Origin of the sequence: Paenibacillus sp. FSL M8-0228, assembly GCF_038007385.1 — a bacterium.
Classification (GTDB): Bacteria; Bacillota; Bacilli; order Paenibacillales; family Paenibacillaceae; genus Paenibacillus; species Paenibacillus polymyxa_D.
Map to the genome: position 1 here is coordinate 5628825 of NZ_JBBOXA010000001.1, position 18191 is coordinate 5647015.

Consider the following 18191-nt stretch of genomic DNA (forward strand, 5'->3'; position numbering starts at 1 on the left):
TCAGTAGCCACGTTGATATTGTTCAGGTATGGAAGGCTTCTCGCCGCGCAGTGCCACCGCTGCATGAGTAGCCCAATATGGATCACGCAGCAATCCGCGTCCCACAGCGACCAGATCGGCATCCTCATTGCCGATAACAGACTGCGCCAAGGCCGGTTCATCCAGTGCGCCAACGGCGATGACTGGGATGTTCAGCGCCTCGCGGATTTGGCGAGCAAACGGCACTTGATAGCCCGGATAGTTGCCTGGCTTTCTGGCGCCTGCCGGTCCTTCTCCGCCCGAGCTGACATGGATCACGTCTACGCCTGCAGCCTGATATGCTCGGCTCAGCTCAATAGCATGATCCACATCGTATCCACCATCTACATATTCCACCGCGCTGATGCGGAAGATTAACGGCATACCCGCAGGCATTTCCTTGCGCACAGCCTGAATGACTTCAACGCCGAAAAGGGATAGCTCCTGACCATACACGTCATCACGCTTGTTTGTAACCGGCGAATGGAATTGGTGAATCAAGTAACCATGTGCACCGTGAAGCTCAATCGTATCCACGCCCGCTTGAACCGCACGCCGGGCGGCGTCTGCGAATTTTTGTACCATGCCACGGACTTCCTCTGTGGTCAGTGCGCGCGGCTGCTTATAACTCGCATCCGGGTATGCGATGGCCGAGGGAGCGACCGGCTCTGCTGCATCCTCAGCTTTACGGCCCGCGTGAGCAATCTGAATGCCTACCTTGGACCCGTGCGCATGAATACCGTCAACCAGCTTCTTATAAGCCGGAATATGTTCATCTGACCAAAGGCCCAGATCATAATCGGTAATTCGTCCATCCGGTTCCACGTCCGTCATTTCTATAATAATCAGCCCCGTGCCTCCAATTGCTCGGCTTAGGTAGTGAACATGATGCCAATCATTCGGAATCCCATCCTTGGCTGTGACCGAGTATTGGCACATCGGTGCCATGACCACACGATTCTTTAACTCCAAATTTTTGATTGTATACGGTGTAAACAACGAAGTCTTCAAAACGCTCATCTCCTTTTTCATCTCTACCACATAACTAAAAATGCGTTCCAAATTACACGGTCTATTATAAGCACAATCGGCACAGTCCAAACGAAATAAAGAGATTCCCCAACCGGGGCCTCCCTCGTATTTGCACCGTGCAGTCATTATGTATATCGTAAGGTTGTAGATGTATTGCACACAATCTATTATCCACAACCTAATAACTTTTTGCAAGTAAATATTTAAATATTATTAAATATTTTTTTGTTCACACTCTCTCGACCTCCTAACTCTAACACAAAAAGACGCCCTTACGGACGCCTCTGCGAAACCAGTTTTATTGTGCTGAACCTAATTGCACCCATGCCTTCTCAATCTCTGCAACCGCCTGATCCTTGTTCATGTTACCACTGATATAAGCCTGCATCAGCTCGCCAAATTTTTGATGGAATGTATCCAAGGAGTAGTTAACAGACAGATCACCGGACTTCGACGTTTTCAAAATGCTTTCCATTTCCTTAGGCATTTCCAGATCAGGAAGCGGTGCATCCTTAATTGGAGGAATCACCTTCGCTACCTGGGAGAACCAGTTCTTACCGTATTCCGAAGTGTACAGCCAGTTGAAGAATTCAATTGTTTCCTTCGATACTTCGGAATCCTTATTGATACGCAGCGCCTGATCTGCACCGGTAATGATGACCGATTGATCCGCTTTGTCACTCACCGGATATCCCATGATGCCAATCTTGAGATCAGGGTTAATTTTCTTGATCGCTTCCTCATCCCACGCACCTTTACCCGTCATAAATGCAGCTTTTCCAGATGCAAAATCACTTACTCCCGCATTGCTGTCCCGTTCCAGCGGCTTATCTGTGCCATGTTTCACCGTCAAATCAATGAAGCTAAAGAAGTTGTTGTACAGCACTGGGTAGTCCTTGATTTTTGCTTTACCTGCGATAAAATCACTAACGAGCTGCTTCGACTCCACGCCTGCATCCTGTGCAGCAGCATCTACATAGTGCATGAAGATGTGCTTCCATACCCACCACTCTTTATATGCGTTGGCAAATGGAGTAATGCCCTTCGCCTCCAGCTTGGTGACCGCGTCCTGCATTTCTGCAATCGTCTTTGGCGGGGAGGTTATCCCAGCTTTGGTAAGCAAATCTTTGTTGTAAATCAACGAAAACAGGTTCCCCTTCACCGGGAGTCCGAGCACTTTGCCGTCACTGGAACTCATATTCGCTCGAACAGCATCCGTCATGGCTGCTGCTAGCGGCTCATTGGTCAGATCGGCGCTATAATCCGCATACGTGTCGATGTCGCCTCCTGCCGTCGTTTGGAATACATCCGGTGTACTACCTGAAGCTATTTTCGACTTCAGAATCGTGTTGTAGTCTGCCTGCATGATCTCCAAATTGATCTTCACGTTAGGTTTGACCTTCTTATACTCCTCGATATACGCGTTAAAGGCATCGGTATACTCCGGTGAGGCTGTGAACATATTTATTGTAACCGTTTTCAAATCTTTTTTGCCGCCAGCACTTTCTTTCGACGCATCCGTGCCGCCGCTGCTTCCACATCCGCTCAACAAACCGACCGTCAAAAGCAAACTGCCGGATAACGCCATCATCTTCTTTAACATGGATACTCCCCCATTTGTTTGTGATCAACGTCCATGCGATCATTCTAAAAAATATACTCCAATTTAAAAAGGCAGATTAGTGAAGCATTAAGGGTAAAAAAGTGGTTTATTGCAAGCTCACACGATACTCAGACGGTGACACCTGATAATAATTACGAAAAGCCTTACTGAAATAATTTTTATCCTTGTAGCCGAGCATATCCGAAATTTCCTGTATTTTCAGGCTGGAATCGCCCAGCAGCTCCTTCGCCTTGTCCATCCTAACCTTCTGTACATATTCGTGAATACCGTAACCAAACTGCTGCTTAAACAGCTTCATCAAGTATTCCCGACTCAAAAAAAAGGTTTCAGCAAAGAACGAAATTTTAATATCCTCAAAATAATAACGGTCGATGTGCCTTTTGATGTCTGTTATGTCAAAGGGCTGGTTCCCCGCTTGAGCATGTTGGACCCCAGCAATGTAAAGCTCCAGCATCCGATTCAATCTCTGACCGTAGTGAACAAAGCTCGTAAAATCAGCAGACAAATCGCTTTCCCCCATGTGCTCCGGTTCTTCCAAAGCTCCATCTTGATTCAACGCTGATGTAGACGCACCCAACTCAATCGCTGCCTCTTTCAGTAGAAAATGGAACTCCCGCATCAATCGATCAGCATCTTGTAAACGGAAAACAGGACCTGTTGCCAATTGTTTCAGCAGATCACCCAGCAGTACCTTTGCCCGGTTTGCCTGACCTGTCTGAGCATCCTTTTGGATCGACAACAGTTGCTCCGTCCATGACATTTCCTCTGACGCAGCCATTTGCCGGGGCACCGTATGGAGAATAGATTCCCCTTCCAGCTTCAATACATCCGTGCTGTGAATGAGCGTTTTGGCATCCCTATAGGCAGAAGCCAGCTCCACTACGTCTGTACAGAGCTTGCCCACTCCGGCCGCTACTACCATACAGAACAGCCCATGCAGGTTCACAACCGCCTTCTGTGCCACTTGTGCCAGTAGGAGGGACATATGTTCTTCATGCCCTGGGGCCAGGGTACAGATCGAAATGACCTCGCGCTCCCGTCGCGGATGGGGGAAGCTAAAACAACTCAACCGTTCATCTGATGTCTGCGCTAATACATTCGTTACAGCAAAATCCATCAGATCGACATCGCCATGAAAACGTGTCCTGCGGATCACATCCCTGTTGAGCAGCCGCAGCACGATCACCCCAAAGCGATTCCCCGGCTGATCCGCTCCGATTAATGGGAGCAACGCCGTATTGGCCTGCTTTTTAAAGCTACCGTCCAAAATGGACAAATACAGCTTCTCTTTCAGCTTCGGCAGTGACATATTCAGCGTAATGTTCTGGCTAATGGACTTGTTTTTGCTTTGCTCTCGGCTTTCCAGAATGTCCACTGCTTTGCGCAGTGCCTGGTTCAGATCCTGACGATTGATAGGCTTGAGCAGATAATCCACCACCCGGGATTGAATCGCCTGCCGTGTAAATTCAAAGTCGTTGTAGCCGCTAATGACAATCGTCAGCAGATGGGGATATGCCTTCTCGATGGCACGGAGAAATTCGATACCGTTCAGCTCAGGCATTTTCATATCGACCATCACCACATCTATAGGGTGCTGACCCAGCAGCTCCAGTCCCAATCTTCCATTCGTCGCTTCATAAATATGTTCGATCCCCAGACGGTCCCAGTCCCCGATAATACGAATGGCTTCGCGCAACGGCTCTTCATCGTCAATAATCAATACGTTATACATGACTACTTCCTCCCCGGGGAATTTGCATTCTCATTTCCGTTCCCGTTTCATCCGTAAGGATGAATAATCCTGCCTGATCTCCATACAAAAGCTTCAACCGTGTGTTCAGATTTTTCAAACCAATATGCTCACTCTCCCGTTCTTCCCATTTTTCATGGAATGAATCCAGCACCAGTCTCAGCTTGTCCTCTGAAAATCCAGGCCCGTTGTCCCTGACTGCAATTGTGGCATTTGCATCTGTAGAACTCGAATCGGCTGAAATGACGATCAGAATATCGCTTGATACTTTTTCCAACGCATGCTTGATAGCGTTTTCCACCAACGTCTGCACAGATAACCTTGGAATCGGCAGCTCCATCAGCATTTCCTCCCATACCACTTCGACCCGCAGTCTCGCCCCGAATCTTGCTTTTTGCAGACCTATATATCGTTCAATATGCTTGAGCTCCTCGCGGGCAGCTACGATATCCTTGCCGTTGATGGAATACCGTAACGTTTGGGCCAACGCATCCACCATATCCGCCATATCGAACATCTCCCGCTTTAATGCCTGTGTGGATATGGCTTGCAGGGCATTGTACAGAAAATGAGGATTAATTTCAGCCTCCAACGCCTTGAGTATGGCGTTCTTTTCGACCAGCTTCATGCGATAGCGCTCATTAATAAGTTCTTCGGTTCTTTGAACCATTTCGTTAAAATGCAGTGACAAATATGCAATCTCGTCATGTCCCTTCACAGGAGCTGTTGCTCCAAAATCTCCGGTGCTAAACTGCTTCATCTGGGTGGACAGCTTATGTAAAGGTCGGGTAATGGCGTTCGAGGTCAGTGTCACTAATATAATAGACACACCTAAAAATAAAGCCCCAATGGCATAGCTCCAGTTTCGTGTTGTCGTAGCTGCTTCATAAATCTGGCGGTATGGGATGGGCTTAATGAGCTGCCACCCATCCTTTTCGCCAGCATCATAGACGACCAAATACTCCTGATTGCCACTGCGATCAGACCACGTTACTCGCCCGCTTCCTCCCTTGCCAATCTGTGCCAACACTCCGGAATCACGCATCCGCTCATATAGCGGAAAGCTGTTCACATAAAAGGGAACCCCTTTAGGGCTCATTAGCATCAATTGGTCCCCTTTGCCCAGTGGAATGTTCTGCATGATTTCATCCACGGTGCTCGTATTGTAATAAAAGGACAGCACCGCCTGCGGGTGACGGGATGCAATCGACCTCAGCACTCGATGGTATGCCATAAAGCTGGCTTGTGGCGCTACATAGCCCATATCAGAGCGGGACCCCACAAAGGATTGAAATGATTCATTCGTGGTACTGGCCATCGCCTCTTTATACCAAGGAAGCTTGGGAATATCTGTATTTACTCCTTTGCGCACCGTAATGTTATACGTCTCCCTGGTCACCACATAGTATTGATGTCGGTCCGCCACGTACAGATAGATCGCTTCCAGATCGGTACGCGAATAAAACATGCTGCGCAAGTAATTCTCAATGACCATTCTCGAAGCATAGTCCCAGTTCTCATTGGCAATCGCGTTCATAATATCGTTGTAACGTAGCTGCGGAAGAGCCAACTGCTGCATTCCCTCCAAGTAATCCTCCAAATTCTGATTGACCAGCAGCAGATTATTGGTCGTGCTGGCGATGCTATGGTTAACCGACTCCTTTTCAATCATCTGATAGGAAATAATTGTGAGTGAGCCCACCACCAGAATAATCACCGAGGTAAAAAGTAGAATGAGCTTGTTCACTAATTTTTGCGTGATTCTCCTCCACATAGAGCGAAGAAACGTTCTTACACGCTCTGACATCATGATAATCGCCCCTTTTGAAAGCGTACACATTTTTACCCTCAACTGTTTTCTTAAATCCATTGGTCCGGCCCTAGAGCTATCCTATACTTTCATTATATCTTAAACAGCTTGGAACGTAAGAGCGGAAAATGTTGAGAAAAAGAGGTGCGTTATGCTGAAAAAAAGGGGAACCCGGGGCGACAAGGGCAGTAAACTGGAATTCGGTTTATTCACACTGCCCGTAATCTTGTGCATTACGATTGCATTTTATATTCCGTTTTTGATGACGATACGCTATTCCCTGACCAAGTGGAACGGCATATCCAAACATCCGAAATTTGTAGGTCTGGATAACTTCAAGCAAATCTTGCTTGGAGACGCCAATTTTGCACATGCAGCCTGGTTTACCGTCAAGTATGCCATCCTGTACATTGTATTGGTGAATGTGCTGGCCATTTTGCTGGCGCTCGTTCTCGATATGAAGTTGAAAAGCTCAGCTTGGTTGCGAGCGGCCTTCTTTATCCCTTATATCCTCAGTCTTGTAATTGTTGGATTCATATGGAAATTTATCTTCATGCAAGGCTTTGAGTCATTGGGTCACAGTACAGGCTGGGGCATCTTCCAGCTCAGTTGGCTGGGTGAGGAAGGGCTCGCGTTTGTTTCCATTTTGGCGGTATCGATCTGGCAATCCATTGGCTTTTACATGGTCATTTATATTGCAGGCTTGCAATCTGTGCCAGAGGATCTAAAAGAAGCTGCCATTGTCGATGGCGCGGGGCCGATTCGGAGATTTTTCAGTATTATTCTACCGATGCTTGCACCTTCCATTACGATCTCAGTCTTCATGGCACTGACCAACTCAATCAAAGTGTTTGACGTCATTTTATCTCTGACCGGCGGTGGGCCGGGAGGTACGACATACAGCATTGCGTATGATATTTACCGGGACACGTTCCAGAACAATCTGTATGGCTACGGAACAGCCAAAGCATTGATTTTATTCGTTGCAGTCCTGATCATTACGATTATTCAATTGTCTATTTTCAAACGCAGGGAGGTTGAAGCCTGATGCAACGCAGCCGTACGGGACGTATTTTGCTAGAAGCGGGCATGATTGTATTATCACTGTTATTTTTGTACCCGCTGTTTCTCGCCATTAACAATTCGTTCAAAAGCTTCGCCGAGGTCATGACCGACGTCATTGCCCTGCCTAAGCAGCTTTCGCTGGATAATTACGTATATGTATGGAAATTCATTGACTATCCACGCCTATTTCTGAATAACACCATTATTACCGTCGTCGGACTGGCAGGTATCGTACTGATATCTTCCATCGCGGCCTACAAGCTGGCAAGAACCAAGAGCAAATGGAGCTCCGTGATTTACATGCTGTGCATTATGCCGATGCTGATCCCGTTTCAGTCCATCATGCTCACTGTCTTGCGACTAGCGAAAGACTTAAATCTGGCAGACAGCACTTGGGGACTTGGCTTGCTGTATTGGGGCTTCGGCGCTCCGCTGGCCGTGTTTATCTATCACGGCTTTGTGAAGGGCATTCCGGTCGAGATTGACGAAAGCGCCAAAATCGATGGGGCCTCGGGCTTCCGGCTTTTCTTTTCCGTAATTTTCCCCTTGCTGAAATCAGTCACCGCCACCATTGTCATTATCGACGTGATGTGGATTTGGAACGATTTTCTGCTTCCGTTACTCATGGTTAACGGCTCGCCCAGCACTAAGACACTGACGCTGGCCGCCTATACCTTCGTCGGACAGTACACATCCGACTGGCAATACGCCATGACCGCGATGGTAATGGCTGTGCTGCCTTCGATTATCGTATTTATTTTTCTGCAAAAATACATTGTCAAAGGCGTTGTTGCCGGAGCCGTCAAAGGCTGATTCAACTACACCCTTACAGATGACCCAAAGAGGACTTGCGTAAACTTTACGCAAGTCCTCTTGTCTTCGTGATGTCCATGCCTGTACTCTGGCCTTATTTATGCTTAACCCATTGCGCGCTATCCACCGGCCAAAAAATCACATCCGCACGGCCAACAATATCTTTAATAGAAACAAAGCCAATAGCACGACTATCCCTACTATTATTGCGGTGGTCGCCCATCACAAAAATATACCCCTCAGGTACCTTGGAATCGGTTATGGTTCCATTTGGAAAGTCCACATTGTTATATAGTTCTCCCTTGGCGTGCGCATCCTGAATAGCTCCCTGAATGTATGACTCCTCTACTTTCTTACCGTTCACATAAAGATTGTCGCCTTGATACCGAATCGTATCGCCAGCCACCCCAATAACACGCTTAATAAAGTCTCTTTGTTCCTTTCTCACATGGAATACAACAACCTCACTCGGCTTGGGATCACGAAAATCGTAAATCACCTTGTTCACGACTACTCGTTCATCTGTCTTGAAATTCGGTTCCATGGACGCTCCCTCAACAATAAATGGCGCAAATAATAGCCAACGTATAATGAACACGAGCACAATGGCTACAATAATGGCCTTAAGCCAATCGATCATCTCCTTTTTCACTCTTGGCTGCTTTTCCTGCAATTGTTCGACAGTTGAATCTGTCAAATGATTTCCACTCTCCATGCGCTAAAACCACCCTTTCCCACAGTCTTCATTCCTATTATATGTATAATGTTTAAGTATAATCAAATTTTCCCAGTCTGACAAAAGTGCATTTTTAGTTGAAACAAAAGTGTGAACTTTTTTTCACAACATTAAAAAAACAGTAAAAAACTGTTGATGCAAACGTTAACATATATTACACTGTGCATATACTTCATAGAGCGTATTAGACATAGGTTAGATCAATCTGTCACCCCAGGAGGTGTCCTGTTTTTACTGGTAAGACAGCATGAGCCACTTTTATATATGCTATCTTCTTTTAAAATAAGAACTCAAATGAGGAGGAATTTACATGTTTAAACGGAATGATCGTCCAAAAAACGGATTTAACGCTCTAAGACTCAGTGTTTCTTTTGTTTTCGCCTCTTCTTGTATTATTGGAACCGCTTACGCAGATACGTTACCCAACGACACCCCTTCTTCCGCACTCACAGAAGAGGCAGTTAGTACAACTGACTCAACCACCGTCTCCACAACGTTAGCGGCAGGAGATTTGTATGTGGCGCCAAATGGTAACGTGTCCAATCTGGGCACCATATCTAGTCCTACCACACTCGAAGCAGCTCTTACACAAATTGCTCCTGGTAAAACCATTTACCTGCGCGGTGGCAACTACACCTACTCCTCAACGATTACAATTCAGCGTGAAAATAGCGGCAATAACGGCTCACTCAAAGGGTTGGTCGCTTACGGTAGTGAAAAGCCGGTACTTGATTTCTCTGCTCAAGCCTTTGGTTCAGCCAATCGTGGACTTCAGCTTAACGGAGACTTTTGGCTGGTAAAGGGCCTTGAAGTAAAGGGTGCCGGAGATAATGGTATCTATATCGGCGGTAGCAATAACCGAATCGAAAACGTGGAAACCCACCACAACCGGGATACTGGACTTCAGCTTGGGCGTTACTCTCCTAACGCTTCCACTAGTGAGTGGCCTTCGAATAATTTGATTTTGAATTCTTACTCTCATGATAACGCTGATCCCGATAATGGTGAGGATGCCGATGGCTTCGCGGCCAAATTGACTGTAGGATCAGGCAATGTGTTTGATAACTGCTTGGCTGCGTACAACGTAGACGATGGTTGGGATTTGTATAGCAAAACAGAAACAGGCCCTATCGGTGAGGTAACCATCTTGAACAGTGTGGCCCACCACAACGGGCAGACCGCAGATGGAACGTCTACCGCGAACAGCGACGGCAATGGCTTTAAGCTGGGTGGAGACAAAATCAAAGTCAACCATATTGTGAAAAACAGTATTGCTTTCCAGAACAAAAAACACGGCTTCACCTACAATAGCAACCCCGGCAGCATTACGTTGACCAATAATACCTCGTGGGACAATGGACAAAGTAATTTTGCTTTTGACAAGGGTGATCACGTGTTCATTAACAATCTTTCCTTTGAGGGAAGCGCCAGTGACAAAACAAGCGGTACAGATCAAGACAACTCTAGCGTTTGGTGGAAAAACAAAAAATCGACGAATGCCAAAGGTCTGGTAGTCAGTGCAGACGACTTTGTTAGTCTCACGCCTTCTATCACTCGAGGTGCAGACGGTTCCATCCAGCTAGGTGATTTCCTTAAGCTGGCCAAAGGGAGCGATCTGATCGGCTCGGGTACTCCGAGCGGAAAAAATATAGGGGCACGTTAAAAGCCCAGCTTAATCAGGACGCCCTGGCCCATCTACCAACTTAGACAATTCTGCATAATATAGCGACCGGTGATTGTCCTCATAACCAGACAAAATATGAGGTGAACAGATCATGGAACGAAGAATCACACTGAAACATACACTCGCCTATGGAAGCGGTAACATGCTGGGAAGTGGCGCACTTGCGATTAGCGGTGCATGGTTAATGTACTTCTATACAACCTTTTGCGGACTGTCTCCCGTTCAGGCCGCGGCCATTTTCTCTGTTGCTAGCATCATAGATGCAGTCAGCAATCCGGTCATGGGCTTTATCAGCGATAACTTTCACCGGACCCGCTTGGGCCGTAAATTCGGCAGACGACGCTTTTTCATCATGATGGGTATCCCGCTGATGCTCGTGTATCCGATGCTTTGGGTAGATGGGTTGGGCTTCTGGTATTACCTGAGTACGTACGTGCTGTTTGAACTGGTGTATACCTCAGTCATGGTGCCGTATGAAGCACTAGCGTCAGAGATGACCCGCGACTTCGGCGCACGCTCCAGATTAACTGGATGGAAGGCCATGTTTGGCAAAATTGCCAATTTTGCCGCTGCCTTTATCCCTGGTCGCTTTATTGCTGAGTATGGCAAAGACTCTCCATTGCCTTTCTTTTATACCGGTCTCGTTTTTGCAGCTATTTTGCTGATTGCGATGGCATTCTTGTACAAAAACTCCTGGGAACGTCCAAGTGAGGAACTGCAAAAGGAACTGGAAGGTGAAGCTCCGCTTTCCTTTATAGATTCGATGAAAAAGTTGTTTATCGACATTTCCTCTACCTTCCGGGTCAAGACGTTCCGTCATCATCTCGGGATGTACCTGGGCGGCTTTTCAGCTGAGTGGCTGTTTACTTCTGCTTTTACGTACTTTATTGTCTTCTCCTTGTTTCAAAGCTCGGAGATGGTGTCCAATCTGAATAGCTTTAACTCTGTCATTCAATTGATTTCTACCTATTTCTTCATCCAATTCTGTGTGCGTAAAGGATTCCGTATGCCATTCATCGCTGCACTCGTTGTCGTTTGCTTTAGCGTAGCAGGCTATGGCCTGCTCTATATAACGGGAGCCTCTAATACGATGGTATGGCTATATGTCATCACACTGTTCATGGGACTTGGTACAGGGGGCGTCTACTATATCCCTTGGAATCAATATACGTTCCTTGCCGATGTGGATGAAGCGTTGACTGGCCGTCGACGGGAAGGAATTTATGCAGGTATGATGACTTTTGCCGGAAAAATGGTGCGGGCCGTTGTCGTCTTCATTCTCGGCTGGGTGTTACAGCACTTTGGCTTTGTATCCGGGGCTGATAGTCAGCCCGTCGCTGCTCAGCACGCCATCTTTTATGTACTCGTGGTCGGTACCATCGTTCTCGCGATCATCGGTATGATTGCTTCTGTCGTGATGAAGCTGGATATTGACAGCCACAAGAAGCTAATCGCCGAAATTGACCGCCTCAAAAACGGTGGTTCCATGAAATCAGCTAAACCGGAAGCCCGGAAGGTATTCGAGGAACTGACAGGTTTCCATTACGATCGGTGCTGGGGTAACAATAATGTGGGCTTCAAGAACAAACCCGTTGACCCTAAGACACACACTCCATCTATGTAACAACAATAACAATTACAGATTAAACATTTACTAAAGAGGTGACTGTATCATGGCAAATCCAACATCACAACCAACCCCCAGCCCTACAAAAACAGATTCTTGGGCTGTACGTATGAGCGATTCCGTTCTACAACGGAGCCCGGAATTTTATGAAAAATGGGAATATGACCATGGCGTGATTTACAGAGGTCTGGAATGGGTCGGCGAACTGACAGGCGATCCCAAGTACATGGAATTTATAAAAAAACATATGGATCATTTTGTTGACGAAAATGGCGTAATTCAGCGCTATAAAGTAGATGAGTACAATATTGACCACGTGAATAACGGCAAGCTGCTCTTCTCTCTGTATCGTGCCACAGGAGATGAACGATACAAAAAGGCTGCCTACCAATTACGCAGTCAGTTGGAAAAACACCCACGCACAAGCGAGGGCGCATTCTGGCATAAGCAAATTTATCCGTATCAAATTTGGCTCGACGGCTTGTACATGGGTGCCCCGTTCTACGCTGAATTTATCCGCGAATTCGGAGATCCGTCAGAGTTTGACGATGTGACCCTACAATTCAAGCTTTGCTACAAGCATACGCGTGATCCTGAAACGGGTCTGCTCTACCATGCTTGGGATGAGAAGGGTGAGCAGCTTTGGTGCAACCCGGAAACAGGCTGTTCCAAAAATTTCTGGGGACGCTCGATGGGTTGGTTCGTTATGGCACTCGTTGACGTGCTGGACTATATTCCAGAGGATCATGCAGACCGTCCTGTCCTGATCGATATGCTGACGGAAACACTGGAAGCCCTGCTGAAAGTGCGTGATAAAGAAAGTGGAGTCTTTTATCAAGTGCTCAACCTGGGCCATGTGAAAGGCAACTATCTGGAAGCCTCTGCTTCCTGCATGATTCTTTATGCTATTGCCAAGGGCGTTCGCAAAGGCTATCTGCCAGAGCAATATCGTCAAGAGGCAGAAATCATCCGTAAGGGAATTATCGATGAATTTATCACGATTACTGAAGAAGGACTCGTGAATCTGAACAAAACGGTGCAAGTAAGCGGTTTGGGTGGTAAAGATCGTCGGGACGGTACCTTCGCTTACTATATCAGTGAGCCGATTATAACTAACGATCCCAAAGGTATTGGCGCTTTCATTCAGGCGATGGGTGAAGCGGAGCGCACCTAAACGATGCGGACTATATACTCTTAGATAGCACAAAGGACGGTGGCGATCAGCCCCGTCCTTTTCTCCTATATATCCTACTTCATAACCTTAAATTCATATCCCTGTTTCTTCAGGTATTCTATAATTTGCGGCAATGCTTTTGCTGTTTCTTCTTTACCATAGGTGTCATGCATGAGTATAATTGCTTTTTCTCGACCTTTGACTGACCTTATAAACTGGTTGATTAGTGCCGGTGCTTTCTTGGATCTTCCCTCTGCATCCTTCGTTAATACATTCCAGTCCACCTGATGGTAATCCTTTTGACGCAAAACCTTATCCAGAGCAGCCATTCCCTGTGGATCTCTTCTGTTCCATGTCATGTGCCCCCCAGGGAAGCGGATCATTCTGGTGGAGAATTCTGGCCCCAGAATACTTTTTAGAACCTGATTGTTCTTCTCGATCTCCTGCATAACATGATCCGTATTTACTCGTCTGTTCGGATATAAATATTTATAATTATGTGAGTACGTATGGTTTCCTATCGCGTGACCCTCTTTGACAATTCTTTTGATAAGGTTCCTGGTATGCTCATTTTCATTGGCTTCTTTACCTACAATAAAAAAAGTTGCCTTGACCTTCTGCTTTTTCAGAATATCCAATATCTGAGGTGTGACCGTCACGGATGGTCCGTCATCAAAGGATAAGTAGGCCACTTTTTTACCATCAGCTCCATCGGGCATTTGTCCTAGCATTTGCTGATTTAAATATTTTTCAACAAAGGCACCGTCTTCTACATCGGGATCGTTTTTTGGAGAGGCCGCTTTACCCTTTGCCCCTGCGCTGGATTTAACGTTTGATGATCCGGAATCCGTTTTTTTAGCAAGCTCCTGGGTCGGCGCGTGTGGCTTACTATCCGAAACCTTTATCGCAATGAAAGTAATGCAGCCTGCCACAAATAATATAATAGCAATCAGTATCAGCCTTCTTCTGTTCCTCTTCAAGCGGTGCTCACTCGTTCTACTATGTGAATAGCCCTTTTCCATTAGCTTATGTACCTCCACACTAAAATAAGAAAAACCACCGGATCAGGGTGGATGTACACACCTTAGAATGGACATTGGAAAAACCCTTAGGTTTAAGCCGGTGAAAATTTAGGGATGCACTTCAACCAGAGGACAACCTACTCCCGATGGCTTTCTTGTCTTGCATTTGCATAATTACGAGTATCATTGCAGTTTATTACGATTGTTTCGTTAGGACCTGAGCTAACAAGGACGCATAAGCTTTAGCACCTTTAGGTTTTAAATGTACTCCGTCATGCTCGAAATATGAATTTTTACCAGAGCTTGCTGCATACCAGTCAATCATTGTAATTCGTGGGTCTTGGGATGCAGCTTCGGCAAGATGCTTGTTCACAATACTCTCCCATGGCCGAGGCACACGGGTATTCACGAGTATAATACGCTTCGTATCCTTCAGACTGGCGAGCAAATTCGCCAACTGATCCTTAGTGAAAGCGCCGTTCGTGCCCAGCTCAATGATAACTGTCTTACCTAGCTGTCCGTTCTGTCTTAGCTGCTCCAGTACGGCAGGCGCTTCGGCCATCTGACGACCGATCCGCCCATCTACAACAGCTCCCGGGAAGGATTCCTGAAGGTACGACTGTACATCTAACATGACAGAGTCTCCAATGGCGGTCACACTCGACCCATCACCTGTCATAGGCGTATCTTCTTTGGGTTTGTCCGAAGGTTCCGACGGTTTCGTAACATCATCCGTAGTACCCACCTGGACCGCCGTGTTTTTAGGCGTCTGGGCTTGAGACAGGGCTGGGGTCTGCGCCTTGCTGCCCTCGGATCCTTGCAGCTTGGTGGCTTGGGGCTCCTTGGAAGCCACGGATACCGTTCCGTGAAGTGGCTGCATCGCCTTTGCCTTTGCGACTGGCTTCTCATCACTTGATGCCGCCTGAATCGTTGCATCAGGAGAAGCCACGTACAGGTGGACGGTACCCATGAGAATACCTGCAAAAAGCACAGCCGCTGTAGTTGTAGGCATCCATCTCCACCGCGCCTGTCTACGAACCGCTGAACGGATTTCTGTAATCCAGTGGCGGAATCCTCCATGGCGAATTGGCTCCTCGATATATTTAAACGAGAGAGATGCCAGCAATACGGTAGCTAGCAATTGTAAAATGATACGCGTCATATGTACGCCATCGGTATCTACTTGAGGCGTCGTTAGCGTAATAACCGGAAAATGCCACAGATACAGACCGTAGGAACGGGCTCCAATCCAGCGTAGCGGCTTGATTCCAAGGAGACGACCAAGGTGGCTTACCGGATGAGCCAACGCTGCGACCACAATAGCAGTGACCAAGGCTATGCCCAGCAGGCCGCCCCGGTACAGAGATGGGTCGTATTCATTCGAGGCCCACGCCCAGTGACAAAGCAGCAGCAAGCTTATCGCACCGATGCTGTCCAGAAGCATACGCGCCTTAGCAGAAGCTTGCTCTTTCAGCTTGCCGCTTGGCCACACCAAGGCCAGCGCTGCACCAATTAGTAAAGCAAATCCACGCGTATCCGTGCCGTAATACACCCGGCTCGGGTCGCTTCCCGGTACGTAAATCACGGCCATCAGGAGTGCAGATATTAACGCCAGACAAATCACCCAGCCTGCAAGCACAATACGCTTGGGCATGAATTTTAGCCCGAGCGCCAGCAGTAAAGGCCACAGGATATAAAACTGCTCCTCCACCGCCAGCGACCACAGATGCCCAAGCGGAGAAGGGGGGCCGAAACTTTCAAAATACGAAACCTGATGGAAAATAAACCACCAATTACTCATATACACCAATGCGGCAGGAACATCTCCGCGCAAGGCCGTTAGCCGTGACGGATCGAAGAGCAACGAGCACAGGACGATGACAGCCACAACCGTCAACATGGCAGGCAGCAACCTTCTGGCACGACGCAGCCAGAAATCTTTCATTTTAAAACTATGATATGTATCCCACTGACTAACCAAAATATCTGTAATCAGATACCCCGACAACGTAAAAAACACGCCTACACCCAACAAACCGCCCGGCAACCAATCCGGATTCAGATGATACACAATGACTGCGATGACCGCCAGCGCTCTTAAACCATCCAAACCTGGCATATAACGACGTTGTGACGACAACCGATTAGACTTCATTTCAGCCGCCGTCCTTCTTGCAAATTCAAGCTCCCTGTCTGTTTCAATGCTCTTCTGCCCTTTCCCTCTCCTGCACATCGTCTGTGCGATGCCCTGTAGCCTTTTCATTCATTATATAAAACTTCATAATCGTAATGATTTCATTGAAGTTAAAATTAATGACAATGTTTTTATTATATCATTCCTTTCCACAGTTAGGTAACCACTGATAGATATACAAAAAAAGGCATCTCTTCCCTTAGGAAGAAAATGCCTTTTTATTCGTATTCTATTCTCTTAAAATTTGATGATACCTGAGGTATGAAGGAAGACCAACAACATCAGGATCGGTGCAACATACCGAAGACCGAATAACCATACATTGAACCAGAAGGGTTTGATGTTCGCATGCTCAGCCGCAGTCTTCCAGTAGTAACCTGTGAATATAACAATCAACAAACCGCCTAACGGTAAGAAGATGTTGGACGCGGTGAAGTCTACGAAATCAAAGAATGATTTATCCCCTACTTTTAACTCTGGCACCAGCCCCATGGACAATGCAGAAGGGACGCCCAGCATCAAGCACAGGACCGATACGACGATAACCGAGCGAACCCGGCTCCAACGCATACGCTCCATGACATAGGCTACTGGAACTTCCAGCAAGGATACCATAGAACCTAACGCAGCAACCGCCAGCAGTACGAAGAACAAACCGCCGAAGAATGCACCAAAAGGCATTGCCGAGAAAGCAGCCGGTAAAGCAATGAAAACCAACGATGGTCCTTGAGCCGGGTTAATTCCGAAGGAGAAGGTTGTAGGGAAAATAATCATACCTGCGATAAACGCATAGATTAAATCTCCACCACCAACGGCCAGCATGGCTCCACCCAGGGATTGACGGCGATCCACATATGCACCGTACGTGATCATAATCCCCATCCCAAGTGAGAGTGAGAAGAAGGCATGTCCCAAAGCAACCAATGCAGACTCTATACTTAGCTTAGAGAAGTCAGGATTCAGAAAGAAGGATACGCCCGCACCAGAGCCTGGCAGCATAAGAGCGTTAATCATCAACACGAGCAGCAGAATGACCTTGGCAGGAATCAAAATTTTATTGAACTTTTCAATCCCGTTCGATACCCCAAGCGTAACCACGACTGCTGTAAATGCAAAAACAACTAACAGCCAAACCAACGGCGCATAGCCGGAGGAAAAAGAAGCGAACTGTCCAGCAAAATCATTATTTGAAAACAGATTTCCGCTAAATGCCTCTACGGCATAATGCAGTGTCCAGCCTCCTACAATGGCATAGAACGACAAGATAACAAACGGTACGATAACAAACATGATGCTCATCTTGCCCCAAATCGGATGACCGCCTACTTTTACCATTGCAGAAGCAGCACTTCCTCGACCTGCACGACCAAGCGCAAGCTCTGCTAAAAGTACAGGCAAACCAACAAGCAACAGGCAGACAATAAACAATAAGAAAAATGCAGCTCCGCCATATTGTCCTGTAATATACGGAAATTTCCAAATGTTACCTAGTCCTGCCGCACTTCCGATCGCCGCCAATATAAATCCAGCTGACGAGAAGCGTTCATTTTTATCAGACAGGCTATTCTGCCCCTTGCTCAAATTCATTATATCCCCCTCATTCTCTCTACTTACGCATAAACATGAGCATGCGCACATAAAT

13 protein-coding genes are annotated in these 18191 nt (G+C 47.0%); 5 read left to right on the plus strand and 8 right to left on the minus strand.

The genetic code is table 11. The annotated features are described in order from the left end of the window. From MKY98_RS25480 to MKY98_RS25495, 4 genes are all read right to left on the minus strand, one after another. A complete protein-coding gene (locus MKY98_RS25480; protein ID WP_029518752.1) occupies nucleotides 1–1029 on the minus strand; it encodes an NADH:flavin oxidoreductase/NADH oxidase in 1029 nt (342 codons plus the stop codon). A gap of 319 nt (nucleotides 1030–1348) precedes the next feature. Beyond that, nucleotides 1349–2653: an ABC transporter substrate-binding protein gene (locus tag MKY98_RS25485; protein ID WP_029518753.1), complete on the minus strand. Its 1305-nt coding sequence runs from the start codon at nucleotides 2651–2653 to the stop codon at nucleotides 1349–1351. A 106-nt stretch (nucleotides 2654–2759) separates the two neighbouring features. Continuing rightward, nucleotides 2760–4406 (minus strand): response regulator, encoded by a 1647-nt coding sequence (locus MKY98_RS25490; RefSeq protein WP_069012245.1) that lies wholly within the window; start codon nucleotides 4404–4406, stop codon nucleotides 2760–2762. After that, nucleotides 4399–6264, minus strand: coding sequence for a cache domain-containing sensor histidine kinase (locus tag MKY98_RS25495; protein ID WP_069012246.1), 1866 nt, complete (start codon nucleotides 6262–6264; stop codon nucleotides 4399–4401). Before MKY98_RS25495 ends, MKY98_RS25490 begins: the two co-directional genes overlap by 8 nt. A 121-nt stretch (nucleotides 6265–6385) precedes the next feature. On the opposite strand from MKY98_RS25495, the gene MKY98_RS25500 reads away from it, so the two are divergent. Then, entirely contained in the window at nucleotides 6386–7282 is an 897-nt protein-coding gene (locus MKY98_RS25500; protein WP_029518756.1) for a carbohydrate ABC transporter permease, read from the plus strand. After that, nucleotides 7282–8112, plus strand: a complete 831-nt coding sequence (locus MKY98_RS25505; protein WP_039271872.1) for a carbohydrate ABC transporter permease — start codon at nucleotides 7282–7284, stop codon at nucleotides 8110–8112. The genes MKY98_RS25500 and MKY98_RS25505 overlap by 1 nt, the downstream gene beginning before the upstream one ends. Nucleotides 8113–8206: 94 nt before the next feature. On the opposite strand, the gene lepB is transcribed toward MKY98_RS25505, so the two are convergent. Next, on the minus strand, nucleotides 8207–8827 hold the full coding sequence (lepB, locus tag MKY98_RS25510) for a signal peptidase I (protein ID WP_029518758.1): 621 nt from the start codon (nucleotides 8825–8827) through the stop codon (nucleotides 8207–8209). A gap of 331 nt (nucleotides 8828–9158) precedes the next feature. Here lepB and MKY98_RS25515 point away from each other — a divergent pair, with 331 nt between their 5' ends. The 3 genes from MKY98_RS25515 to MKY98_RS25525 all read left to right on the plus strand — a co-directional run bounded on the left by MKY98_RS25515 (nucleotide 9159) and on the right by MKY98_RS25525 (nucleotide 13333). Next, nucleotides 9159–10511, plus strand: a complete 1353-nt coding sequence (locus MKY98_RS25515) for a right-handed parallel beta-helix repeat-containing protein (RefSeq protein WP_069012247.1) — start codon at nucleotides 9159–9161, stop codon at nucleotides 10509–10511. Between the two features lie 112 nt (nucleotides 10512–10623). Continuing rightward, the gene (locus MKY98_RS25520; protein WP_069012248.1) at nucleotides 10624–12156 is read left to right on the plus strand and encodes an MFS transporter; all 1533 of its coding nucleotides are present in this window, start codon (nucleotides 10624–10626) and stop codon (nucleotides 12154–12156) included. Between the two features lie 49 nt (nucleotides 12157–12205). Beyond that, entirely contained in the window at nucleotides 12206–13333 is a 1128-nt protein-coding gene (locus MKY98_RS25525) for a glycoside hydrolase family 88/105 protein (protein ID WP_069012249.1), read from the plus strand. Between the two features lie 74 nt (nucleotides 13334–13407). On the opposite strand, the gene MKY98_RS25530 is transcribed toward MKY98_RS25525, so the two are convergent. From MKY98_RS25530 to MKY98_RS25540, 3 genes are all read right to left on the minus strand, one after another. After that, complete coding sequence (locus MKY98_RS25530; protein ID WP_069012250.1) at nucleotides 13408–14355, minus strand: polysaccharide deacetylase family protein; 948 nt, start codon at nucleotides 14353–14355, stop codon at nucleotides 13408–13410. 196 nt (nucleotides 14356–14551) lie between these two features. Continuing rightward, nucleotides 14552–16618, minus strand: a complete 2067-nt coding sequence (locus MKY98_RS25535; RefSeq protein WP_069012251.1) for an acyltransferase family protein — start codon at nucleotides 16616–16618, stop codon at nucleotides 14552–14554. A 168-nt stretch (nucleotides 16619–16786) separates the two neighbouring features. Then, nucleotides 16787–18136 carry a sodium-dependent transporter gene (locus MKY98_RS25540; RefSeq protein ID WP_013312591.1) on the minus strand — a complete coding sequence of 450 codons (1350 nt, stop codon included), beginning with the start codon at nucleotides 18134–18136 and terminating at the stop codon, nucleotides 16787–16789. Nucleotides 18137–18191: the final 55 nt, after the last annotated feature.